Raw genomic sequence first — 16,337 nt, 5'->3', positions numbered from 1 at the left:
CGGTTCTTTCGCCTTCTCAGGTGTCCGCTGTGAAGCCGATGTTCTTGACGTGCACGCGCCACTGCTCGAACTCGGCACGCAGCCGCGTGGCCAGCTCTTGCGGCGTGGACGAGCGCGCCGTCATGCCGAACTCCGCCAGGCCGCGCACAAAGTCCGGCTGCGCCACGGCAGCGCGCACGGCATCGGTCACGCGCTGCACGGTGGCAGCGGGCGTGCGCGCGGGCACGAACACTCCGAACCACTCGGTCATGTCCAGCGCAAAGCCCTGCTCGCGGTAGGTGGGCAGATCGGGGGCGAAGCTGCTGCGCTCGGTGCCCGAGACCGCCAGCAAGCGCAGGCGGCCGGACTTGAGGTGCGGCAGGTAGCTGCCCAGCACCGTCGAATACGCTGCCACCTGGCCGCCCATCAGGTCCTGCAGCCCAGGCGCATCGCCCCGGTAGGCGACGTGGGTGAACTCCATGCCCGCCATCTTGCCCAGCACGCTGCCCACCAGGTGGGGCGTGGAGCCTGCGGCTGGCGAGCCGAAGTGGGCCTTGCCGGGGTTGGCCTTGGCCCAGGCGACAAAATCCTGCAGCGTGCGCACGCTGTCAGGCACGGCGGGGCCGATCGCCAGCGCGAACGGGAAGGTGCAGACCATGGACGTGGGGGCCACGTCTTCCACCGCGTAGGGGAGCTTGCTGTAGGTGTGCGGGTAGACGCTGAACGGAGCGGGCGGCGAGAGCAGCAGCGTGGTGCCGTCGGGCGCGGCGTCCTTGAGCGCGCTGACGGCAATCTGGGTGCCCGCGCCGGGCTTGTTCTCCACGAGCACGTTGGCGGCATAGGTGCCGCGCAGCCTCTCGGCCAGGCGCCGGGCTACGTTGTCGGTGCTGCCCCCGGGCGGAAAACCCACCAGCAGGCGGGCCAGCTCGGGTGTTTGTTGTGCCTGTGCGGCAGAGAAGATGCCGGTGCCCAGCGCGGCCAAGCCGGTGAGTTGGACAGCGAACTGTCGGCGGGTTGTCATGGGTTGTCTCCTGGGTTTTTGGTGTGCCACCGCGGTGGTGCGGTGCCACTGTGCCGCAGGGGCGCCTTGGCTGCTTTCCAATTGCTGCGGTGGGTATCGCAAAGCTGCGGACCTAGGGGAAAACCTGGGCGTCGCGCGGTAGGGTGATACCTACCTCCAGGGCGACCGGGCGCGCTACGAACGGCGGTAGTCCGAAGGTGTTACGCCCCAGTGGCGGCGAAACGCGTGGCTGAAGTGGGCCGCCGAGGGGTGGCCGGTGAGCAAGGCGATCTCCAGCAGGGGCTTGCGCGTATCGCGCACCAGCCGTGCGGCCAGCTCCATGCGCTGAAAGTGCACCCAGGCGTGGGGCGTGGCGCCAAACGACATTTTGAAGGCGCGCGCAAAGTGAAACGGGCTGAGCCCCGCGATGTCCGCCAGGCGTGCCACCGGCCAGGGTTCGTGCAAGCCGGCCATCACGGCCTCGGTCAGCTGGCGCATCTGCCGCGAGGTGAGTGTGGCGCCGGTGCGCGGGCGCTCGCCGGGCAGTGCGTAGTTTTCCACGAGGTGGATGGCAATGCCCATCGCGATGTGTTCGCCAAACGCGGGTTGCAGTGAGGCGTTGTTGTCCAGCGACGCCAGAAGCAGGTCGGCAAAGGCCGCGAGCACCGGGTCCTTGCGGCCAAAACACTGGCCCAGCGCCACATCGCCGCCTGCGGCACGCTGCAGCCAGGCGGGGGCCAGGTCGATGTGGATGTTGTCGCGAACAGCCGAGCTGCGCCAAAAACTCGGGGTATCGCCGGGCAGGATCACCGCCTCTCCACGCTGCCACAGCGTCTGCCCCACCTGGTCTCCATGGCGCTGCAGCAGCCGGGTGGGGGTGCCCCTGCGCACGAGGATGACGCAGTTGCTGTGGGCGGGCACATACAGGTCGCCTACGGGGCCGACTTGGTGCCACACCGTCAGGCCCTGCCAGGGGCGCCCGGCGCTGGAGCGGTGAACGTGGTCCGGCAGCGCCTGCCAGGGGTGGTCCAGGCGGTTGTCCGCCAGTGCCTGCCAGCGCACTGTGTCAAAACCTTCGATGGCAAGCGGAATGTGGCGGGCGGTTAGAGGCGGCGTCATGGTGAGGTTGGGCAATGGAGTGCCACCAGCGGCCTATCGTAGAGGGTTCCAGGTTCTGGGTACCTGTGTTTCCCGTCGGGCTGGGCGATGGTCGGACCGCGCTCTGGTGTGGCCAGGTGCCAGCAGGGGCTTGACAGCCTCGGTACACTGAAAAACATGCCCCTGGGTGGGGCACTGCGCCATGCAGCGCAAGTATTTGATTCCCTTGAAAGACAGATTTATGGCACTGATCCCCGTCACTATCCTCACCGGCTTCCTGGGCTCGGGCAAAACCACGCTGCTCAAGCGCCTGCTCTCCGAAGCCCATGGCCAGAAGATCGCCGTGATCGAGAACGAATTCGGCGAAGAGAACATTGACAACGACATCCTCGTGACCGAGTCCAAGGAGCAGATCGTGCAGATGAGCAACGGCTGCATCTGCTGCACCATCCGCGAAGACCTGCGCGAGACGCTGCAGCTACTGGCCGCCAAAAAGCGCAAGAACCTGCTGGAGTTCGACCGCATCGTGATCGAGACCACCGGCGTGGCTGACCCGGGGCCGGTGGCGCAAACCTTCTTCATGGACGAAGAAATTGCCGAGACCTACCTCATCGACTCCATCATCACCCTGGTGGACGCCAAGCACGCACCCCAGCAGCTCAATGACCGCCAGGAGGCGCGCCGCCAGGTGGGTTTTGCGGACCAGATATTCCTGTCCAAGACCGACCTAGTGTCCAAGGACGAGACCGAGGCGCTGATCCATCGCCTCAAGCACATGAACCCGCGCGCGCCCATCAAGGCCGTGCATTTTGGCGAGGTACCGCTCAAAGAGGTGTTGGACCTGCGCGGCTTCAACCTCAATGCCAAGCTGGATATCGACCCAGACTTCCTGAAGGAAGAAGGGGACGGGCACGACCACCATGATCATGACCACGAACATGGCGAGCACTGCAGCCACCCCTCGCACCAGCATGAACATGGCCATGGTCACCACCATCACCACGACGATGATGTGAAGAGTTTTGTGTACCGCTCCGACCGGCCGTTCGACCCGGCCAAGCTGGAGGACTTCCTGGGGGCCATCGTGAATATTTACGGCCCGCGCATGCTGCGCTACAAAGGTGTGCTTAATATGAAGGGCACTGAACGCAAGGTGATCTTCCAGGGGGTGCACCAGCTCATGGGAAGCGATCTGGGCCCCCAATGGGCCGAGGGTGAGACGCGCACGAGCAAGATGGTCTTTATTGGCATTGACCTGCCCAAGGACATCTTCCTGCAGGGGCTGGAACAAAGCCTGGTCTGACCCTCACCGGGGCCTGTGCCGCCCAGGGGAGAACGGCGTGTTTGTGTTGTATCTGCAACGTTTTCGTTTGCGTCAGCCCAGGTCGATACAATCGCGCCCCGGTAAAACCCCGGAAGGCTTGCCACCCGCCCTTGGCTGCGAATGCAGCTAGGGCCCGCCCGTACTGCGAGGAGACCAGGAAGTGAAAGCCGACACCAGCAAATCCAAGGGGGCCACCAAGGCAACCCCTGCCGCGGCGAAAAGCGCCGCCGCCCCAGCGGCACCCAAAGTTGCTGCGAAGGCCACTGCCAAGGCTGCTGCGGCGCCCAAGGTGGCCGCACCCCCCGCCGTGGCGGCTCCTGCTCCGGCACCCGTGCTGCAAGCAGGCTCGCAGGTACCCGTGCGCACAACCCGGCCTTCTTCACGATTGGCCCAATTGACCGTACCATCCATGGCACAGACAGTGGCTTCGACCGCTGCCAAAGCCAGTTATCTACATACCATGCCCACGACCGCGCAAGCACAGCCTACATATACGGCTGCCAAAAAAGACCCCAAGCTGGCGAACAACTGGAAAACCAAGTCCGCCGCTGAGTTGACCGATGCCGAAGTCATGGCCATGCCTGACGACGAGTACATGAACGACAAGCAGATGGCCTTCTTCCGACTGAAGCTGGTGCAGCTCAAGCAGGAGATCCACAACAGCGCTGGTGAAACCACCGAACACCTTCGTGAAGACACCGTGGTGGTGCCCGATCCGGCCGACCGCGCGACGATCGAAGAGGAACATGCCCTGGAGCTGCGCACCCGCGACCGCGAGCGCAAGCTGCTCAAGAAGATCGAGCAGTCCATTGCCCGCATCGACGCAGGTGACTATGGCTATTGCGACGAAACCGGCGAACCCATTGGTGTGGGCCGCCTGATCGCGCGTCCTACTGCCACGTTGTCCCTCGAAGCACAACAGCGCCGCGAACTCAAGCAGAAGATGTTTGGTGATTGACCGGGCCGTCTGGCCTGATCAACCCCAAGCGCACCCTGAGCCATGAGCAAGGAAGAAACCACCCCCGGAGGCCTGCTGTCGAAGGTGGTTCGGTTCGTGAAGAACCCGACGGTGAACTGGACCGAGCTGGACTCCATCCAGGACGACCGGGAGAGCCAGTACAGCAAGCAGATGCTCAAGGAGATGATCGAGCGCAAGCGCCGCAACGATTTCGTGCGGCGCCGCGAGTTCGATCAGTTGCGCAAGCTGCGTCAGCGCGAGGTGCTGCAAGGCCAGCGTGTGGAAGACGCCGCAGGGCGCCCCTCGTTCTTTCAGAGCAGCATGGCTTCGCCCGACGAGCGGGCCGTCACGCTCAAGAAGATCGACGAGATCGAAGCGCAGATGTCGCAGCAGTGGTGGAAGAGTAAGCAAGGTGCAGAGGCTCCCACGCAACCCGGCGCCATGCCTGTTGCTGCCGACGCAGCTGCGTCCTCTGATTCCGCCCACGCAAGGGCGTATGCGCCCACGGCACCCGGCAGCCTGCCAGCGCCCCTCGAAAACAAGGCCGGTGTCCAGCCGCTGTTTGCCGATGACAGCATGGCGATTGGCCGGTTTGGCGGCACCGATGCGCAAATGCTCGCGGGCGCAGGTCCTGGCGAAGCGTCCTTCAGCCTTGCGGCAGCTACTGCGGTAACGCCAGCGCCCGCATCCGAACCGGAGGAATTCGTGCACGAACCCGATTTAGAAGAAGCTGCCATCCGGTTTGCCAATGGCGACCATGCCGGGGCTGAGTCCGGCCTGCTCGATGTGCTGGCCCAGCACCAGCAGGATGCGCCCGACGACCAGCTCGAAATCTGGATGACACTGTTCGACCTGTACCGTGCAACGGGCCAGCACGACCGGTTTGACACCCTGGCCATCGACTTCGCCGCCCAGTACAGCCGCTCCGCTCCGCTGTGGTTTTCCATGCCCGAGCAATTGGGCATGGCACCACCCGCCGCAGCAGCTGCGCCTGGAACGGCTGCAGCCGCACCGGCAGGCGCGGTGCGCCGCGATTTCAGCTGGAACGCGCCGCCCACGCTGGCTGTGTCTTCGGTGGCCGCACTCCAGGCCTCGCTGGCACGCGCCGCGTCGCCCTGGACCCTGTCCTGGGCCCGCTTGGGCGCTATCGATGACGCTGCCGTGCCTTTGCTGGCGGACCAGTTCACCCAGTGGGCCGAGCGTGATGTTCAGCTGGTGTTCTCCGGGGTAGAAAAGCTCAACGCCCTGCTGGATGCCAAAACCCAGTCTGGCGACCGCGCCACCAGCCCCGAGTGGTGGCGCCTGCGCATGGCGGCACTGCGGCTCATGGGCAAGCCGGATGAGTTCGAGCTGGTTGCGCTGGATTACTGCGTGACCTACGAGGTCTCTCCGCCGTCGTGGGCGTCGCCGCGCTGCGGGTATTCGGACAACGAAGGTGTGTCTTCGGGCTCGGCGCCTCTGGCGGCCGACAGTGACTTCATGGCCTCCGACCTGGGTGAGTTGTCCGCCCCCGCTCCGCTGGAGGCGGGCCCCGTGGCGCAGCTCAGCGGCTATATCGATGGTGATGCCACGCCATTGCTGGAGCCTTTCCAGGCCTTCCTGCGCCCGGGTGTGCCGCTGACCATTGCCTGCGACAAGCTCATTCGTGTGGACTTCGCGGCTGCGGGCTCGGTGCTCAACTGGGCGGCCGAGCAGCAGGGCCATGGCCATGTGATCCAGTTCCAGAACCTGCAGCGGCTGGTGGCAATTTTCTTCAACGTGATCGGTATCAACGAGCACGCTTGGGTGGTACCCAGAAAGAACTGAAACCTCCATGGGGCGCACCACCAGTGCGGCGGAGCAACCCTTGCGCGTCGGCTGGGTGCGGGCCGTGATCGTTGCATAGTTTTTGGGTGGGCTGCAGGGCCACAGATTCGGTGGCTGCTCGTGGCAGTTAGCGTTCGGCTTCGCCTTGAAAGCGCTGCCCGTGCCCTCAACTGCCGCAGCTATGGACTCATCAAACGACAACCACCCGGTGTTCCACGGCACCACCATCCTGAGCGTACGCCGCCAGACGCCCCAGGGCGTTCAAGTGGCCATTGGCGGGGATGGCCAGGTCACCCTGGGCAACATCGTGGTCAAGGGCACGGCGCGCAAGGTGCGCAAGCTGCACCACGGCAAGGTGCTGGCCGGTTTTGCGGGCGCCACGGCCGATGCCTTCACCCTGTTTGAGCGCTTTGAAGCCAAGCTCGAAAAACACCAGGGCCACCTGGTGCGGGCAGCCATTGAACTCACCAAGGACTGGCGCACCGATCGCGTGCTGCGCCGCCTCGAAGCCATGCTCGCCGTGGCCGATCTGGAGGCCTCGCTCATCATCACCGGCAATGGCGACGTGCTGGAGCCCGAGCAGGGCATCGTGGCCATTGGATCGGGCGGGGCCTACGCGCACTCGGCCGCCAAGGCGTTGCTCAACCACACCGACCTCTCTGCGCAGGACATCGTCAAGAAGTCGCTGGAGATTGCCGGCGAGTTGTGCATCTACACCAACATGAACCACACCATCGAGACCTTGTAGGTCGGGTGTTTTTTGCAGGGCGGTCTTGACCGCATTTGATGCGTTTTTGATAGCTGCTAGCGCTTGATAGATAAGCGATAGAGCCCAATTTGACTGGAATTTTCGCCATGTCGTCCATGACCCCCCAGGAAATCGTCTCCGAGCTGGACCACCATATCGTGGGCCAGGCTAGCGCCAAGCGTGCCGTGGCCATTGCGCTGCGCAACCGCTGGCGCCGCCAGCAGGTCGAAGGCAGCCTGCGCCAGGAGATCACACCCAAGAACATCCTCATGATCGGCCCCACCGGCGTGGGCAAGACCGAGATTGCGCGCCGCCTCGCCAAGCTGGCCGATGCGCCCTTCATCAAGGTCGAAGCCACCAAGTTCACGGAGGTCGGCTATGTCGGCAAGGACGTGGATTCCATCATCCGCGACCTGGCGGAGATGGCCGTCAAGCAGACGCGCGAATCCGAGATGAAAAAGGTGCGCGCCCGCGCCGAAGATGCTGCCGAGGAGCGCATCCTGGACGTGCTGATTCCCCCGGCCCGCGCAGCCGCAGGCACCGAGCCCACGGCTGACAACACGGCCCGCCAAGTCTTTCGCAAGAAACTGCGCGAAGGCGCGCTGGCCGACAAGGAGATCGAGATCGATGTCGCCGAAGGCCGCCCGCAACTCGAAATCATGGGCCCCCAGGGCATGGAAGAAATGGCCGAGCAGTTGCGTGGCATGTTCAGCCAGATGGGCCAGGACAAACGCAAAACCCGCAAGCTCAAGATCGCTGAGGCCCTGAAGCTCATCACCGACGAAGAGGCCGGAAAGCTGGTCAACGAGGAAGAGATCAAGACCCGCGCCGTTGCCAATGCCGAGCAGAACGGCATCGTCTTCATCGATGAGATCGACAAGGTGGCCGCGCGCCAGGAAACCAGTGGTGCCGACGTGTCGCGCCAGGGCGTGCAGCGCGACCTGCTGCCGCTGGTGGAGGGCACCACGGTGTCCACCAAGTACGGCATGATCAAGACGGACCACATCCTGTTCATCGCGTCCGGGGCGTTCCACCTGTCCAAGCCCAGCGACCTGATCCCGGAGCTGCAGGGGCGCTTCCCCATCCGGGTCGAGCTGGAGTCGCTGTCGGTGAAGGACTTCGAGGCCATCCTCACGCAGACCCATGCGTCCCTGGTCAAGCAGTACCAGGCCCTGCTGGCCACCGAAGGCGTCACGCTCGAATTTGCGCCCGAGGGCATCACGCGCCTGGCGCACATCGCCTTTGATGTGAACGAACGCACCGAAAACATCGGTGCACGCCGCCTGTCCACGGTGATGGAGCGCTTGCTGGACGAGGTGAGTTTTGATGCGACCCGCCTATCGGGTCAGACCATCACCATTGACGCTGCCTATGTGGACGCCCGCCTGCAGACACTGAGCCAGGACGAGGACCTTTCGCGCTACATCCTGTGACCACTCGGTCAAGCCTTGAGAGGTCACTTTCATAGGCCTCTCTAAGTGCTTATTTTTCAACGACTTTTGGCTTTTTAATCTCTGCAAAGTCGCGTCTAAGTCGTTGATTTCATTACAAAAGTTTGTTGGGCACCCTCTTGTTCGGTGTGCTTTTCCTGCTACAGTGCAAAAAAGTGCAATTAAGTGGTGAAAAGTGCCCTCAAGGTCCATTGCACGGACCCCCGAGGCGCAAAACCGAATTGGAAATCTGTCCGTGTTTCAAGGTGCCTCGTCGCTGAGTCTCGATGCGAAGGGTCGGCTGTCTGTGCCGACCCGGCATCGTGACGTCTTGGCGGCCACGGCATCCGGTCAGCTCACCATCACCAAACACCCGCACGGCTGCCTGATGGTGTTTCCCCGCCCCGAGTGGGAGAAGTTCCGCGAGCGCATTGCCCAGCTGCCCATGTCCGCCCAGTGGTGGAAGCGCATTTTTCTGGGCAACGCCATGGATGTGGACATGGACGCCACGGGCCGCGTGCTGGTTTCGCCCGAGCTGCGTGAAGCAGCCGGTATCTCCAAAGACACCATGCTGTTGGGCATGGGCAACCATTTCGAACTTTGGGACAAGGCCACCTACGACGAGCAGGAGGCCAAGGCCATGCAGGGCGAGATGCCGGATGTCTTCAAGGACTTTTCCTTCTAAGGCGCGCTGTGACATCCCCCCTGCAACACACCACCGTCCTGCTCAATGAGGCCGTGGATTCTCTCTTGGGCGGCGCAAGCCCTGAGCCTGCGGGCACCTGGGTCGATGCGACCTTTGGGCGCGGTGGGCACTCTCGCCTCATCCTCCTTCGGCTGGGGCCGCAGGGGCGCCTTGTGGCCTTCGACAAGGACCCCGAAGCCATCGCCGAAGCAACGCGCATCACCGATGCGCGTTTTTCCATTCGGCACGAGGGTTTCCGCCATCTGGCCGATCTGCCGCCCGCCAGTGCTGCGGGCGTGCTGATGGACCTGGGGGTGAGCTCGCCCCAGATCGACAGCCCCGAGCGGGGCTTCAGTTTCCGTTTTGACGGCCCGCTGGACATGCGCATGGATACCACGCGCGGCGAAAGCGTGGCCGATTGGTTGGCCACGGCCGAAGTTGGTCAGATTGCGGAGGTGATACGTGACTACGGTGAAGAACGGTTTGCTGGCCCCATTGCAAAGGCGATTGTTGCTCGGCGCGAAGAACGGGGTCCTCTTTCAACCACCGCAGAACTTGCCGATCTCGTGGCTGGCGCGGTCAAAACCCGCGAAGCGGGCCAGAACCCTGCAACGCGCACATTTCAAGCTCTTCGGATTTTCATCAACGCCGAGCTTGAAGAGCTGCAACAGGCGCTAGAGGCCAGCCTCTCGGTGCTGCAGCCGGGCGGGCGGCTGGTAGTCATCAGCTTTCACTCGCTCGAAGACCGCATCGTCAAACAGTTCATCGCCAAACACTCCAAGGAGGTCTACGACCGCCGTGCGCCGTTTGCCGCACCCCAGGCCATGAAGCTCATCGCGCTGGACCGCATCAAGCCCAGTGCTGCCGAAGTGGCCGCCAACCCCCGCTCACGCAGCGCCATCATGCGCGTGGCCGAGCGCACGGCGGTCGTCTGACATGACCAGGCTCAACGTGGTCCTGTTGCTGGCGGTGCTGGCCAGCGCGATCTATCTGGTGCACACCCAGTATGAATCGCGCCGCCTGTTCACCGAGCTGGACCGCGCTGTGGCCGAGGCCCGTCGTCTGGAAACCGAGCACCAGCGCCTGCAGGTGGAAAAGCGCGCCCAGGCCACGCCGCTGCGGGTGGAGAAGATCGCGCGTGCCCAGCTGAACATGCGCACGGCCACGCCGGCCATCACGCAGTATGTATCTGACCCACAGGGTGTTGCGGCGGCGGCTGCAGCGGCCGCATCGCAACCGGCAGGGGTGCAGCCATGAGCCGCAGCGTGCTCTACACCTCCAGCCCGCTGCTGGCCAGCAAGACACCGGTCTGGCGCAGCAAGTTCATCGTGGCGATGATTGCGCTGGGTTTTCTGGGGCTGGCGGGGCGCGCTGCCTATGTGCAGGTGTTTGGCAACGCGTTTTTTCAGCGCCAGGGCGAAGTGCGTTTTGCGCGCACGCTGGAGCTGCCCGCCAACCGCGGCAAGATTGTGGACCGCAACGGATTGATCCTCGCCTCCAGCGTGCCGGCGGCCAGCATCTGGGCCATCCCTGAAGACGTGGACCAGGACAGGCCCGAGGTGCGCGCCAAGCTCAAGCAGTTGGCCAAACTGCTCGACATGCCGCAGGCCGAGCTGCAGAAAAAGCTGGCGGATGAAGACAAGACCTTTGTCTGGATCAAGCGCCAGCTCGACTGGGATGTGGGCCAGCAGATTGCTGCGCTCGACATCAAGGGCATCTACCAGCGCAAGGAATACAAACGCCAGTACCCCGAGGGTGAAGCCGCTGCGCACGTGGTGGGCTTCACCAACGTGGAAGACCATGGCCAGGAAGGCATGGAACTGGCGTTCGACAAGGAGCTCGCGGGCAAGCCGGGCTCGCGCCGCGTGATCAAGGACCGCCTGGGCCGCGTGGTCGAAAGCGTGGGCGAAACCGTGCCGCCGGTCGATGGCAAGGACATGCAGCTGTCCATCGACAGCAAGGTGCAGTTCTTTGCCTACCAGAAGCTGCGCGACCAGGTGGCCGCGCACAAGGCCAAGGCGGGCAGTGTGGTGGTGCTCGATGCGCACACAGGCGAGCTGCTGGCGCTGGCCAACTACCCGAGCTACGTGCCCGACAGGCGCCAGAACCTCACGGGCGAACAGCTGCGCAACCGCGCACTGACCGACGTGTTCGAGCCCGGTTCGACCATGAAGCCCTTCACCATCGGCCTGGCACTGGAGACGGGCCGCGTGCGTCCCGAAACCATCGTGGACACCACACCGGGGCGCATCAACATTACCGGCTCCACCATCTCCGACACGCACAACTACGGTGTGCTGACGGTGGAAGGCGTGATCCAGAAGTCCAGCAACGTGGGCACCACCAAGCTGGCCATGCAGATGCCTGCACGCGAAATGTGGGAGACCTTCTCAGCCGCTGGTTTTGGCCAGAAGCCGCAACTGCATTTCCCCGGTGTGGTGACGGGTCGTCTGCGCCCGTACAAGACCTGGCGCCCGGTGGAGCAGGCCACCATGTCGTATGGCTACGGCCTGTCGGCCAGCCTGTTCCAGATGGCGCGCTCGTACACGGTGTTTGCCAACGGTGGCCGGGTGATTCCCGCCACCATGCTCAAGACGGCCGAGCCCGCCGTGGGCGTGCCGGTATTTTCCGAGCGCACGGCCGACCAGGTGCGCAAGATGCTGCAGATGGCTGCAGGCCCTGGTGGCACCGGCCAGAAGGCCCAGACCGTGGGCTACTCGGTGGGCGGCAAGTCGGGCACGGCGCGCAAGCAGGTGGGCAAGAACTACGCTTCGGGCAAGTACCGCGCGTGGTTCACCGGCATGGCGCCCATCGACAAGCCCCGCATCATCGTGGCCGTGATGATTGACGAGCCCAGCAATGGCGTGTTCTACGGCGGTGCCGTGGCTGCACCGGTGTTCAGCGAAGTCGTGCAGCAGACGCTGCGCATGATGGGCGTGCAGCCCGACATGGCGGTCAAGCCACAGATCGTGGCCAACGCGGTGGAGGAATCGCTATGACGACGGTGCCTTTGCTCCAATCGGTGCACGATGCCGTGGCCTGGCTGCGCGAGCGGGTGACCGGCACCCTGCAGACCGACAGCCGCCAGATCCGTCCCGGCGATGGTTTCATCGCCTGGCCTGGTGCCGCTACCGACGGCCGCGCCCACATCGGGGATGCGCTGTCGCGCGGCGCTGTGGCTTGCCTGGTGGAGCACGAGGGTGTCGAGGCCTTTGCGCTGCAAGGTTTGCCCGTGGCGGCACTCCATGGCCTGAAGGCCGCCACCGGCCTGATTGCGGCCGACTGGTTCGACCAGCCCACTCAGCGCTTGGACGTGCTGGCCGTGACGGGCACCAACGGCAAGACCAGCACCAGCTGGTGGCTGGCCGAAGCCCTCAATGTGCTATCAAAAAATGAGCTTACTGCGCAAGGTGGATGCGCGCTGGTAGGCACTTTGGGCATGGGAACGCCACCGGCACTCACCAGCACGGGCATGACCACCCCCGACCCGGTGCGCTTGCAGCGCGCGTTCCAACAGTTCGCCGATGCGGGCCGCACGGCCTGCGCCATTGAGGCCTCTTCCATCGGCCTGGCCGAGCACCGCATGGCAGGCACGCGCATCCGTGTTGCCTTGTTCACCAACTTCACGCAGGACCATCTGGACTACCACCCCGGCATGGCGGCCTACTGGCAGGCCAAGAGCGTGCTCTTTGACTGGCCGGGCCTGCAGGCTGCGGTGGTCAACATCGACGATGCACGCGGCGCCGAGCTGCATGCCACGTTGGCAGACCGGCTGCTGGACCTGTGGAGTGTGTCCGTCACCGGCCCCGCCCGTCTGGCGGCGCGCGACATCAGCATGGGCGAAGGCGGGCTGCGCTTCACCGTGGCCGAAGGTGTGCACACGCATGTGCTGCAGACCCGTGTGATCGGGCAGTACAACGTCTCCAACCTGCTGGGCGTGCTGGCCGGGCTGCGCGCGCTGGGCGTGCCGCTGCAGCACGCGCTGTATGCCTGCGCCCAGCTTTCCCCGGTGCCGGGCCGCATGGAGCAGATCCACCACCCTGGCCAACCCCTTGTGGCCGTGGACTATGCCCATACGCCCGATGCGCTGGACAAGGCGTTGCAAGCCCTTCGCCCGATCGCGCAGGAGCGCGGCGGCCAGCTCTGGTGCGTTTTTGGCTGTGGCGGCGACCGCGACGCAGGCAAGCGCCCGCTGATGGGCGCGGTGGCGCAGCACCATGCCGACCGGGTGGTGGTGACCAGCGACAACCCGCGCAGCGAAGACCCTGCGGCCATCCTGCACCAGATTCTGCAAGGCACCATTGCTGGCAACACCGTGCAGGCCGAGCCCGACCGCGCCGCCGCTATTGCGCTGGCCATTGCCGAGGCAGCGCCCGCCGATGTGGTGCTGATCGCCGGCAAGGGCCACGAAGACACCCAGGAGACGGCCGGTGTGCGCCTGCCGTTCTCCGACATGGCCCATGCGCAGACCGCGCTGCAGGCCCGAGGAGCCCGTCCATGACCGCCACCCCTGGGGTGATGATGACCCTGGCGCAGGCGTTTGCGCTGCTTCAGCCGCGCATTCCCGCCGCCCGCCTGGTGGGCGATGGCTCTACGCCGCTCGCACGCGTGCACACCGACACGCGCACGCTGCAGGCGGGCGACCTGTTTGTGGCGCTCAAGGGCGAGCGGTTTGACGCCAATGCGTTCTTACCCGACGCCCGCGCTGGTGGCGCCGCCGCTGCCATCGCCCATGGCGGCCTTGCCGCCGCAGGCTTGCCCGGCATCGAGGTGCCGGACAGCCTGGCAGCGCTGGGCGCGCTGGCTGCAGCGTGGCGGGCGCAGTTCAGCCTTCCGTTGGTCGGCGTGACGGGCAGCAACGGCAAAACCACGGTGACGCAGATGATTGCGTCCATCCTGCGCGCCTGGAAGGGTGACGCTGCCTTTGCCACGCAGGGCAATTTCAACAACGACATCGGCGTGCCGCTGATGCTTTTGCGCCTGCAGGCCAGCCACGCCGCCGCCGTGATCGAAATGGGCATGAACCACCCGGGCGAGATCGCCACGCTGGCCGCCATGGCGCAGCCCACGGTGGCGCTGGTCAACAACGCGCAGCGTGAGCACCTGGAGTTCATGCACACGGTGGAAGCCGTGGCCCGCGAGAACGGCTCGGTGTTCGCCAGTCTGCCTTCCGACGGTGTGGCCGTGTTCCCTGCGGGGGATGCCTACACGGGCCTCTGGCGCTCGTTGGCGGCAGGGCGCCGCGTTGTCACTTTTGGCGACGGTGGCGATGTGGCCTGCACGCGGGCTGCGTGGGGCCAGGGCGCTTGGGCCGTCACACTGGCCACGCCACAAGGCGAAGTGGCCACCCACCTGCACATTGCGGGGCGCCACAACGTGATCAATGCACTGGCAGCCGCTGCCTGCACGCTGGCGGCGGGGGCGCCCCTGGCCGCCATCGCCCAAGGGCTGAATGACTTTGTGCCAGTCAAGGGCCGCTCGCGCGCTTTCAGCGTGCACTGCGCGGGCTGCGACATCACCGTGGTGGACGACACCTACAACGCCAACCCCGACTCCATGCGTGCCGCCATCGACGTGCTGGCCGAGCTGCCCGGCCCGCAACTGCTGGTGCTGGGCGACATGGGCGAGGTGGGCGACCAGGGCCCGCAGTTCCACGCCGAGGCCGGTGCCCATGCGCGTGCGGCAGGCATCCCCCTGCTGTTCGCGCTGGGCGCGCAGTCGGTGCACGCCGCCACGGCCTATGGAGGTGCCCGGCATTTCAACGATATGAGTGCGCTGCTGGTGGCAGTGCGCGATGCCCTGTCCACCGTGGGCAGTGTGCTGGTCAAGGGATCGAGATTCATGAAGATGGAACAGGTGGTGGAGGCGATTGCCGCCACTGCAGCCGCCGCAGCGCAGCCGCAAGAACAACAACAAAAGCAGAACCGGGCACTGGAGGGACACCATGGCGCAACACTCTAAAGTCACCCGTGTGGTGGCGGCACCCAAGGCCGTGCGAGCGGGGGAGGCCACATGCTGCTGATGTTGTCGCAATGGCTGCAGGGTCTGTCGCCCGAGTTCGGCTTTTTCCGCGTGTTCCAGTACCTCACGTTCCGCGCGGTGATGGCCGCCATGACGGCGCTGCTCATCGGCCTGATTGCGGGCCCCAAGGTGATCCGTGTGCTCACCTCGCTCAAGATCGGCCAGCCCATCCGGGGCTATGCCATGCAGACGCACCTGTCCAAGAGCGGAACGCCCACGATGGGTGGCGTGCTGATCCTGCTGTCGATTGCGATTTCCACGTTGTTGTGGTTCGACCTGTCCAACCGCTTTGTGTGGATCGTGCTCATCGTCACGCTGGGTTTTGGCGCCATCGGCTGGGTGGACGACTGGCGCAAGGTGGTCAACAAGGACCCCGAAGGCATGCGCTCGCGCGAGAAGTATTTCTGGCAGTCGGTGATCGGCTTGATTGCTGCGCTGTATCTGGTGTTCAGCATTTCCGAAAGCTCCAACGCCAAGGTGTGGGAGCTGTTCGTGGGCTGGGTGCAGTCGGGCTTCTCGCTGGACCTGCCGCCCAAGGCAGGCTTGCAACTGCCGTTTTTCAAGGAGATCAGCTACCCGCTGGGCGTGCTGGGCTTCGTGATCCTGACCTACCTCGTCATCGTCGGCTCCAGCAATGCCGTGAACCTGACAGACGGCCTGGACGGCCTGGCCATCATGCCGGTGGTGATGGTGGGTTCGGCCCTGGGCGTGTTTGCCTATGTCACGGGCAGCTCGGTGTACTCCAAGTACCTGTTTTTCCCGCACATTCCGGGAGCGGGCGAACTGTTGATCTTCTGCGCCGCCATGGCGGGGGCGGGCCTTGCCTTCCTGTGGTTCAACGCGCATCCAGCCCAGGTGTTCATGGGCGACGTGGGCGCACTGGCGCTGGGTGCTGCGCTGGGCACCATCGCCATCATCGTGCGGCAGGAAATCGTGCTGGCCATCATGGGCGGCATCTTCGTGGTTGAAGCACTGTCGGTGATGCTGCAGGTGACCTGGTTCAAGTTCACCAAGAAGCGCTACGGAGAAGGCCGCCGCCTGCTCAAGATGGCGCCCCTGCACCACCACTTTGAAAAGAGCGGCTGGAAGGAAACGCAGGTGGTCGTGCGCTTCTGGATCATCACCATGCTGCTGTGCCTCATCGGCCTGTCCACCTTGAAACTGCGATGAACGCTGACGAGCCTCTCATCCGCCCCACGCCCGCCGAACCCGGGGCGCCCGATGCCGCGCGGCCGTTGGCAGGGCCGGGCGCGGACGCCGACGTGAACGCGCCCGCCGGTGACGACTT

14 protein-coding genes are annotated in these 16,337 nt (G+C 64.8%); 12 read left to right on the top strand and 2 right to left on the bottom strand.

Annotated features, from left to right (window positions below; all coding sequences use genetic code 11):
* Positions 1 to 16: 16 nt before the first annotated feature.
* Both ACQ4MJ_RS17085 and ACQ4MJ_RS17080 read right to left on the bottom strand, forming a co-directional pair.
* A complete protein-coding gene (locus ACQ4MJ_RS17085) occupies positions 17 to 1,000 on the bottom strand; it encodes a Bug family tripartite tricarboxylate transporter substrate binding protein (RefSeq protein WP_431151882.1) in 984 nt (327 codons plus the stop codon).
* Between the two features lie 174 nt (positions 1,001 to 1,174).
* Positions 1,175 to 2,098 carry a helix-turn-helix domain-containing protein gene (locus ACQ4MJ_RS17080; protein ID WP_431151883.1) on the bottom strand — a complete coding sequence of 308 codons (924 nt, stop codon included), beginning with the start codon at positions 2,096 to 2,098 and terminating at the stop codon, positions 1,175 to 1,177.
* 220 nt (positions 2,099 to 2,318) lie between these two features.
* Between ACQ4MJ_RS17080 and ACQ4MJ_RS17075 the strand changes: the two genes are divergently transcribed.
* From ACQ4MJ_RS17075 to mraY, 12 genes are all read left to right on the top strand, one after another.
* Positions 2,319 to 3,380: a CobW family GTP-binding protein gene (locus ACQ4MJ_RS17075; RefSeq protein WP_055399582.1), complete on the top strand. Its 1,062-nt coding sequence runs from the start codon at positions 2,319 to 2,321 to the stop codon at positions 3,378 to 3,380.
* Between the two features lie 181 nt (positions 3,381 to 3,561).
* A complete protein-coding gene (gene dksA / locus ACQ4MJ_RS17070; protein ID WP_082437502.1) occupies positions 3,562 to 4,359 on the top strand; it encodes an RNA polymerase-binding protein DksA in 798 nt (265 codons plus the stop codon).
* A 42-nt stretch (positions 4,360 to 4,401) separates the two neighbouring features.
* Positions 4,402 to 6,165 (top strand): STAS domain-containing protein, encoded by a 1,764-nt coding sequence (locus tag ACQ4MJ_RS17065; RefSeq protein ID WP_218298804.1) that lies wholly within the window; start codon positions 4,402 to 4,404, stop codon positions 6,163 to 6,165.
* A 181-nt stretch (positions 6,166 to 6,346) separates the two neighbouring features.
* On the top strand, positions 6,347 to 6,913 hold the full coding sequence (gene hslV, locus ACQ4MJ_RS17060) for an ATP-dependent protease subunit HslV (protein WP_055399580.1): 567 nt from the start codon (positions 6,347 to 6,349) through the stop codon (positions 6,911 to 6,913).
* A 107-nt stretch (positions 6,914 to 7,020) separates the two neighbouring features.
* A complete protein-coding gene (gene hslU, locus ACQ4MJ_RS17055; RefSeq protein ID WP_431151884.1) occupies positions 7,021 to 8,346 on the top strand; it encodes an ATP-dependent protease ATPase subunit HslU in 1,326 nt (441 codons plus the stop codon).
* A 253-nt stretch (positions 8,347 to 8,599) separates the two neighbouring features.
* The gene (mraZ, locus tag ACQ4MJ_RS17050; protein WP_008903734.1) at positions 8,600 to 9,028 is read left to right on the top strand and encodes a division/cell wall cluster transcriptional repressor MraZ; all 429 of its coding nucleotides are present in this window, start codon (positions 8,600 to 8,602) and stop codon (positions 9,026 to 9,028) included.
* Positions 9,029 to 9,036: 8 nt separating this feature from the next.
* The gene (gene rsmH, locus ACQ4MJ_RS17045) at positions 9,037 to 9,963 is read left to right on the top strand and encodes a 16S rRNA (cytosine(1402)-N(4))-methyltransferase RsmH (protein WP_055399576.1); all 927 of its coding nucleotides are present in this window, start codon (positions 9,037 to 9,039) and stop codon (positions 9,961 to 9,963) included.
* Between the two features lies 1 nt (position 9,964).
* Complete coding sequence (gene ftsL, locus ACQ4MJ_RS17040; RefSeq protein WP_055399574.1) at positions 9,965 to 10,285, top strand: cell division protein FtsL; 321 nt, start codon at positions 9,965 to 9,967, stop codon at positions 10,283 to 10,285.
* Complete coding sequence (locus ACQ4MJ_RS17035) at positions 10,282 to 12,027, top strand: peptidoglycan D,D-transpeptidase FtsI family protein (RefSeq protein ID WP_176888333.1); 1,746 nt, start codon at positions 10,282 to 10,284, stop codon at positions 12,025 to 12,027. Before ftsL ends, ACQ4MJ_RS17035 begins: the two co-directional genes overlap by 4 nt.
* A complete protein-coding gene (locus ACQ4MJ_RS17030) occupies positions 12,024 to 13,529 on the top strand; it encodes a UDP-N-acetylmuramoyl-L-alanyl-D-glutamate--2,6-diaminopimelate ligase (RefSeq protein WP_431151885.1) in 1,506 nt (501 codons plus the stop codon). The genes ACQ4MJ_RS17035 and ACQ4MJ_RS17030 overlap by 4 nt, the downstream gene beginning before the upstream one ends.
* Positions 13,526 to 14,989, top strand: a complete 1,464-nt coding sequence (locus tag ACQ4MJ_RS17025) for a UDP-N-acetylmuramoyl-tripeptide--D-alanyl-D-alanine ligase (protein WP_431151886.1) — start codon at positions 13,526 to 13,528, stop codon at positions 14,987 to 14,989. Before ACQ4MJ_RS17030 ends, ACQ4MJ_RS17025 begins: the two co-directional genes overlap by 4 nt.
* 51 nt (positions 14,990 to 15,040) lie before the next feature.
* Positions 15,041 to 16,219: a phospho-N-acetylmuramoyl-pentapeptide-transferase gene (gene mraY / locus ACQ4MJ_RS17020; protein ID WP_121507542.1), complete on the top strand. Its 1,179-nt coding sequence runs from the start codon at positions 15,041 to 15,043 to the stop codon at positions 16,217 to 16,219.
* The last annotated feature ends 118 nt before the right edge of the window (positions 16,220 to 16,337 follow it).

Source organism: Acidovorax facilis, assembly GCF_050626955.1.
Classification (GTDB): Bacteria; Pseudomonadota; Gammaproteobacteria; order Burkholderiales; family Burkholderiaceae_C; genus Acidovorax; species Acidovorax facilis.
Note: the sequence above shows the minus strand (reverse complement) of the source record. Positions and strands in the feature narration are given on the sequence as shown.

Bases quoted from the DNA above. Each gene is read 5' to 3' on its own strand.
- ACQ4MJ_RS17085 (WP_431151882.1), bottom strand. From the start codon at position 1,000: ATGACAACCCGCCGACAGTTCGCTGTCCAACTCACCGGCTTGGCCGCG.
- ACQ4MJ_RS17080 (WP_431151883.1), bottom strand. From the start codon at position 2,098: ATGACGCCGCCTCTAACCGCCCGCCACATTCCGCTTGCCATCGAAGGT.
- ACQ4MJ_RS17075 (WP_055399582.1), top strand. From the start codon at position 2,319: ATGGCACTGATCCCCGTCACTATCCTCACCGGCTTCCTGGGCTCGGGC.
- ACQ4MJ_RS17065 (WP_218298804.1), top strand. From the start codon at position 4,402: ATGAGCAAGGAAGAAACCACCCCCGGAGGCCTGCTGTCGAAGGTGGTT.
- hslV (WP_055399580.1), top strand. From the start codon at position 6,347: ATGGACTCATCAAACGACAACCACCCGGTGTTCCACGGCACCACCATC.
- hslU (WP_431151884.1), top strand. From the start codon at position 7,021: ATGTCGTCCATGACCCCCCAGGAAATCGTCTCCGAGCTGGACCACCAT.
- ftsL (WP_055399574.1), top strand. From the start codon at position 9,965: ATGACCAGGCTCAACGTGGTCCTGTTGCTGGCGGTGCTGGCCAGCGCG.
- ACQ4MJ_RS17035 (WP_176888333.1), top strand. From the start codon at position 10,282: ATGAGCCGCAGCGTGCTCTACACCTCCAGCCCGCTGCTGGCCAGCAAG.
- ACQ4MJ_RS17030 (WP_431151885.1), top strand. From the start codon at position 12,024: ATGACGACGGTGCCTTTGCTCCAATCGGTGCACGATGCCGTGGCCTGG.
- ACQ4MJ_RS17025 (WP_431151886.1), top strand. From the start codon at position 13,526: ATGACCGCCACCCCTGGGGTGATGATGACCCTGGCGCAGGCGTTTGCG.
- mraY (WP_121507542.1), top strand. From the start codon at position 15,041: ATGCTGCTGATGTTGTCGCAATGGCTGCAGGGTCTGTCGCCCGAGTTC.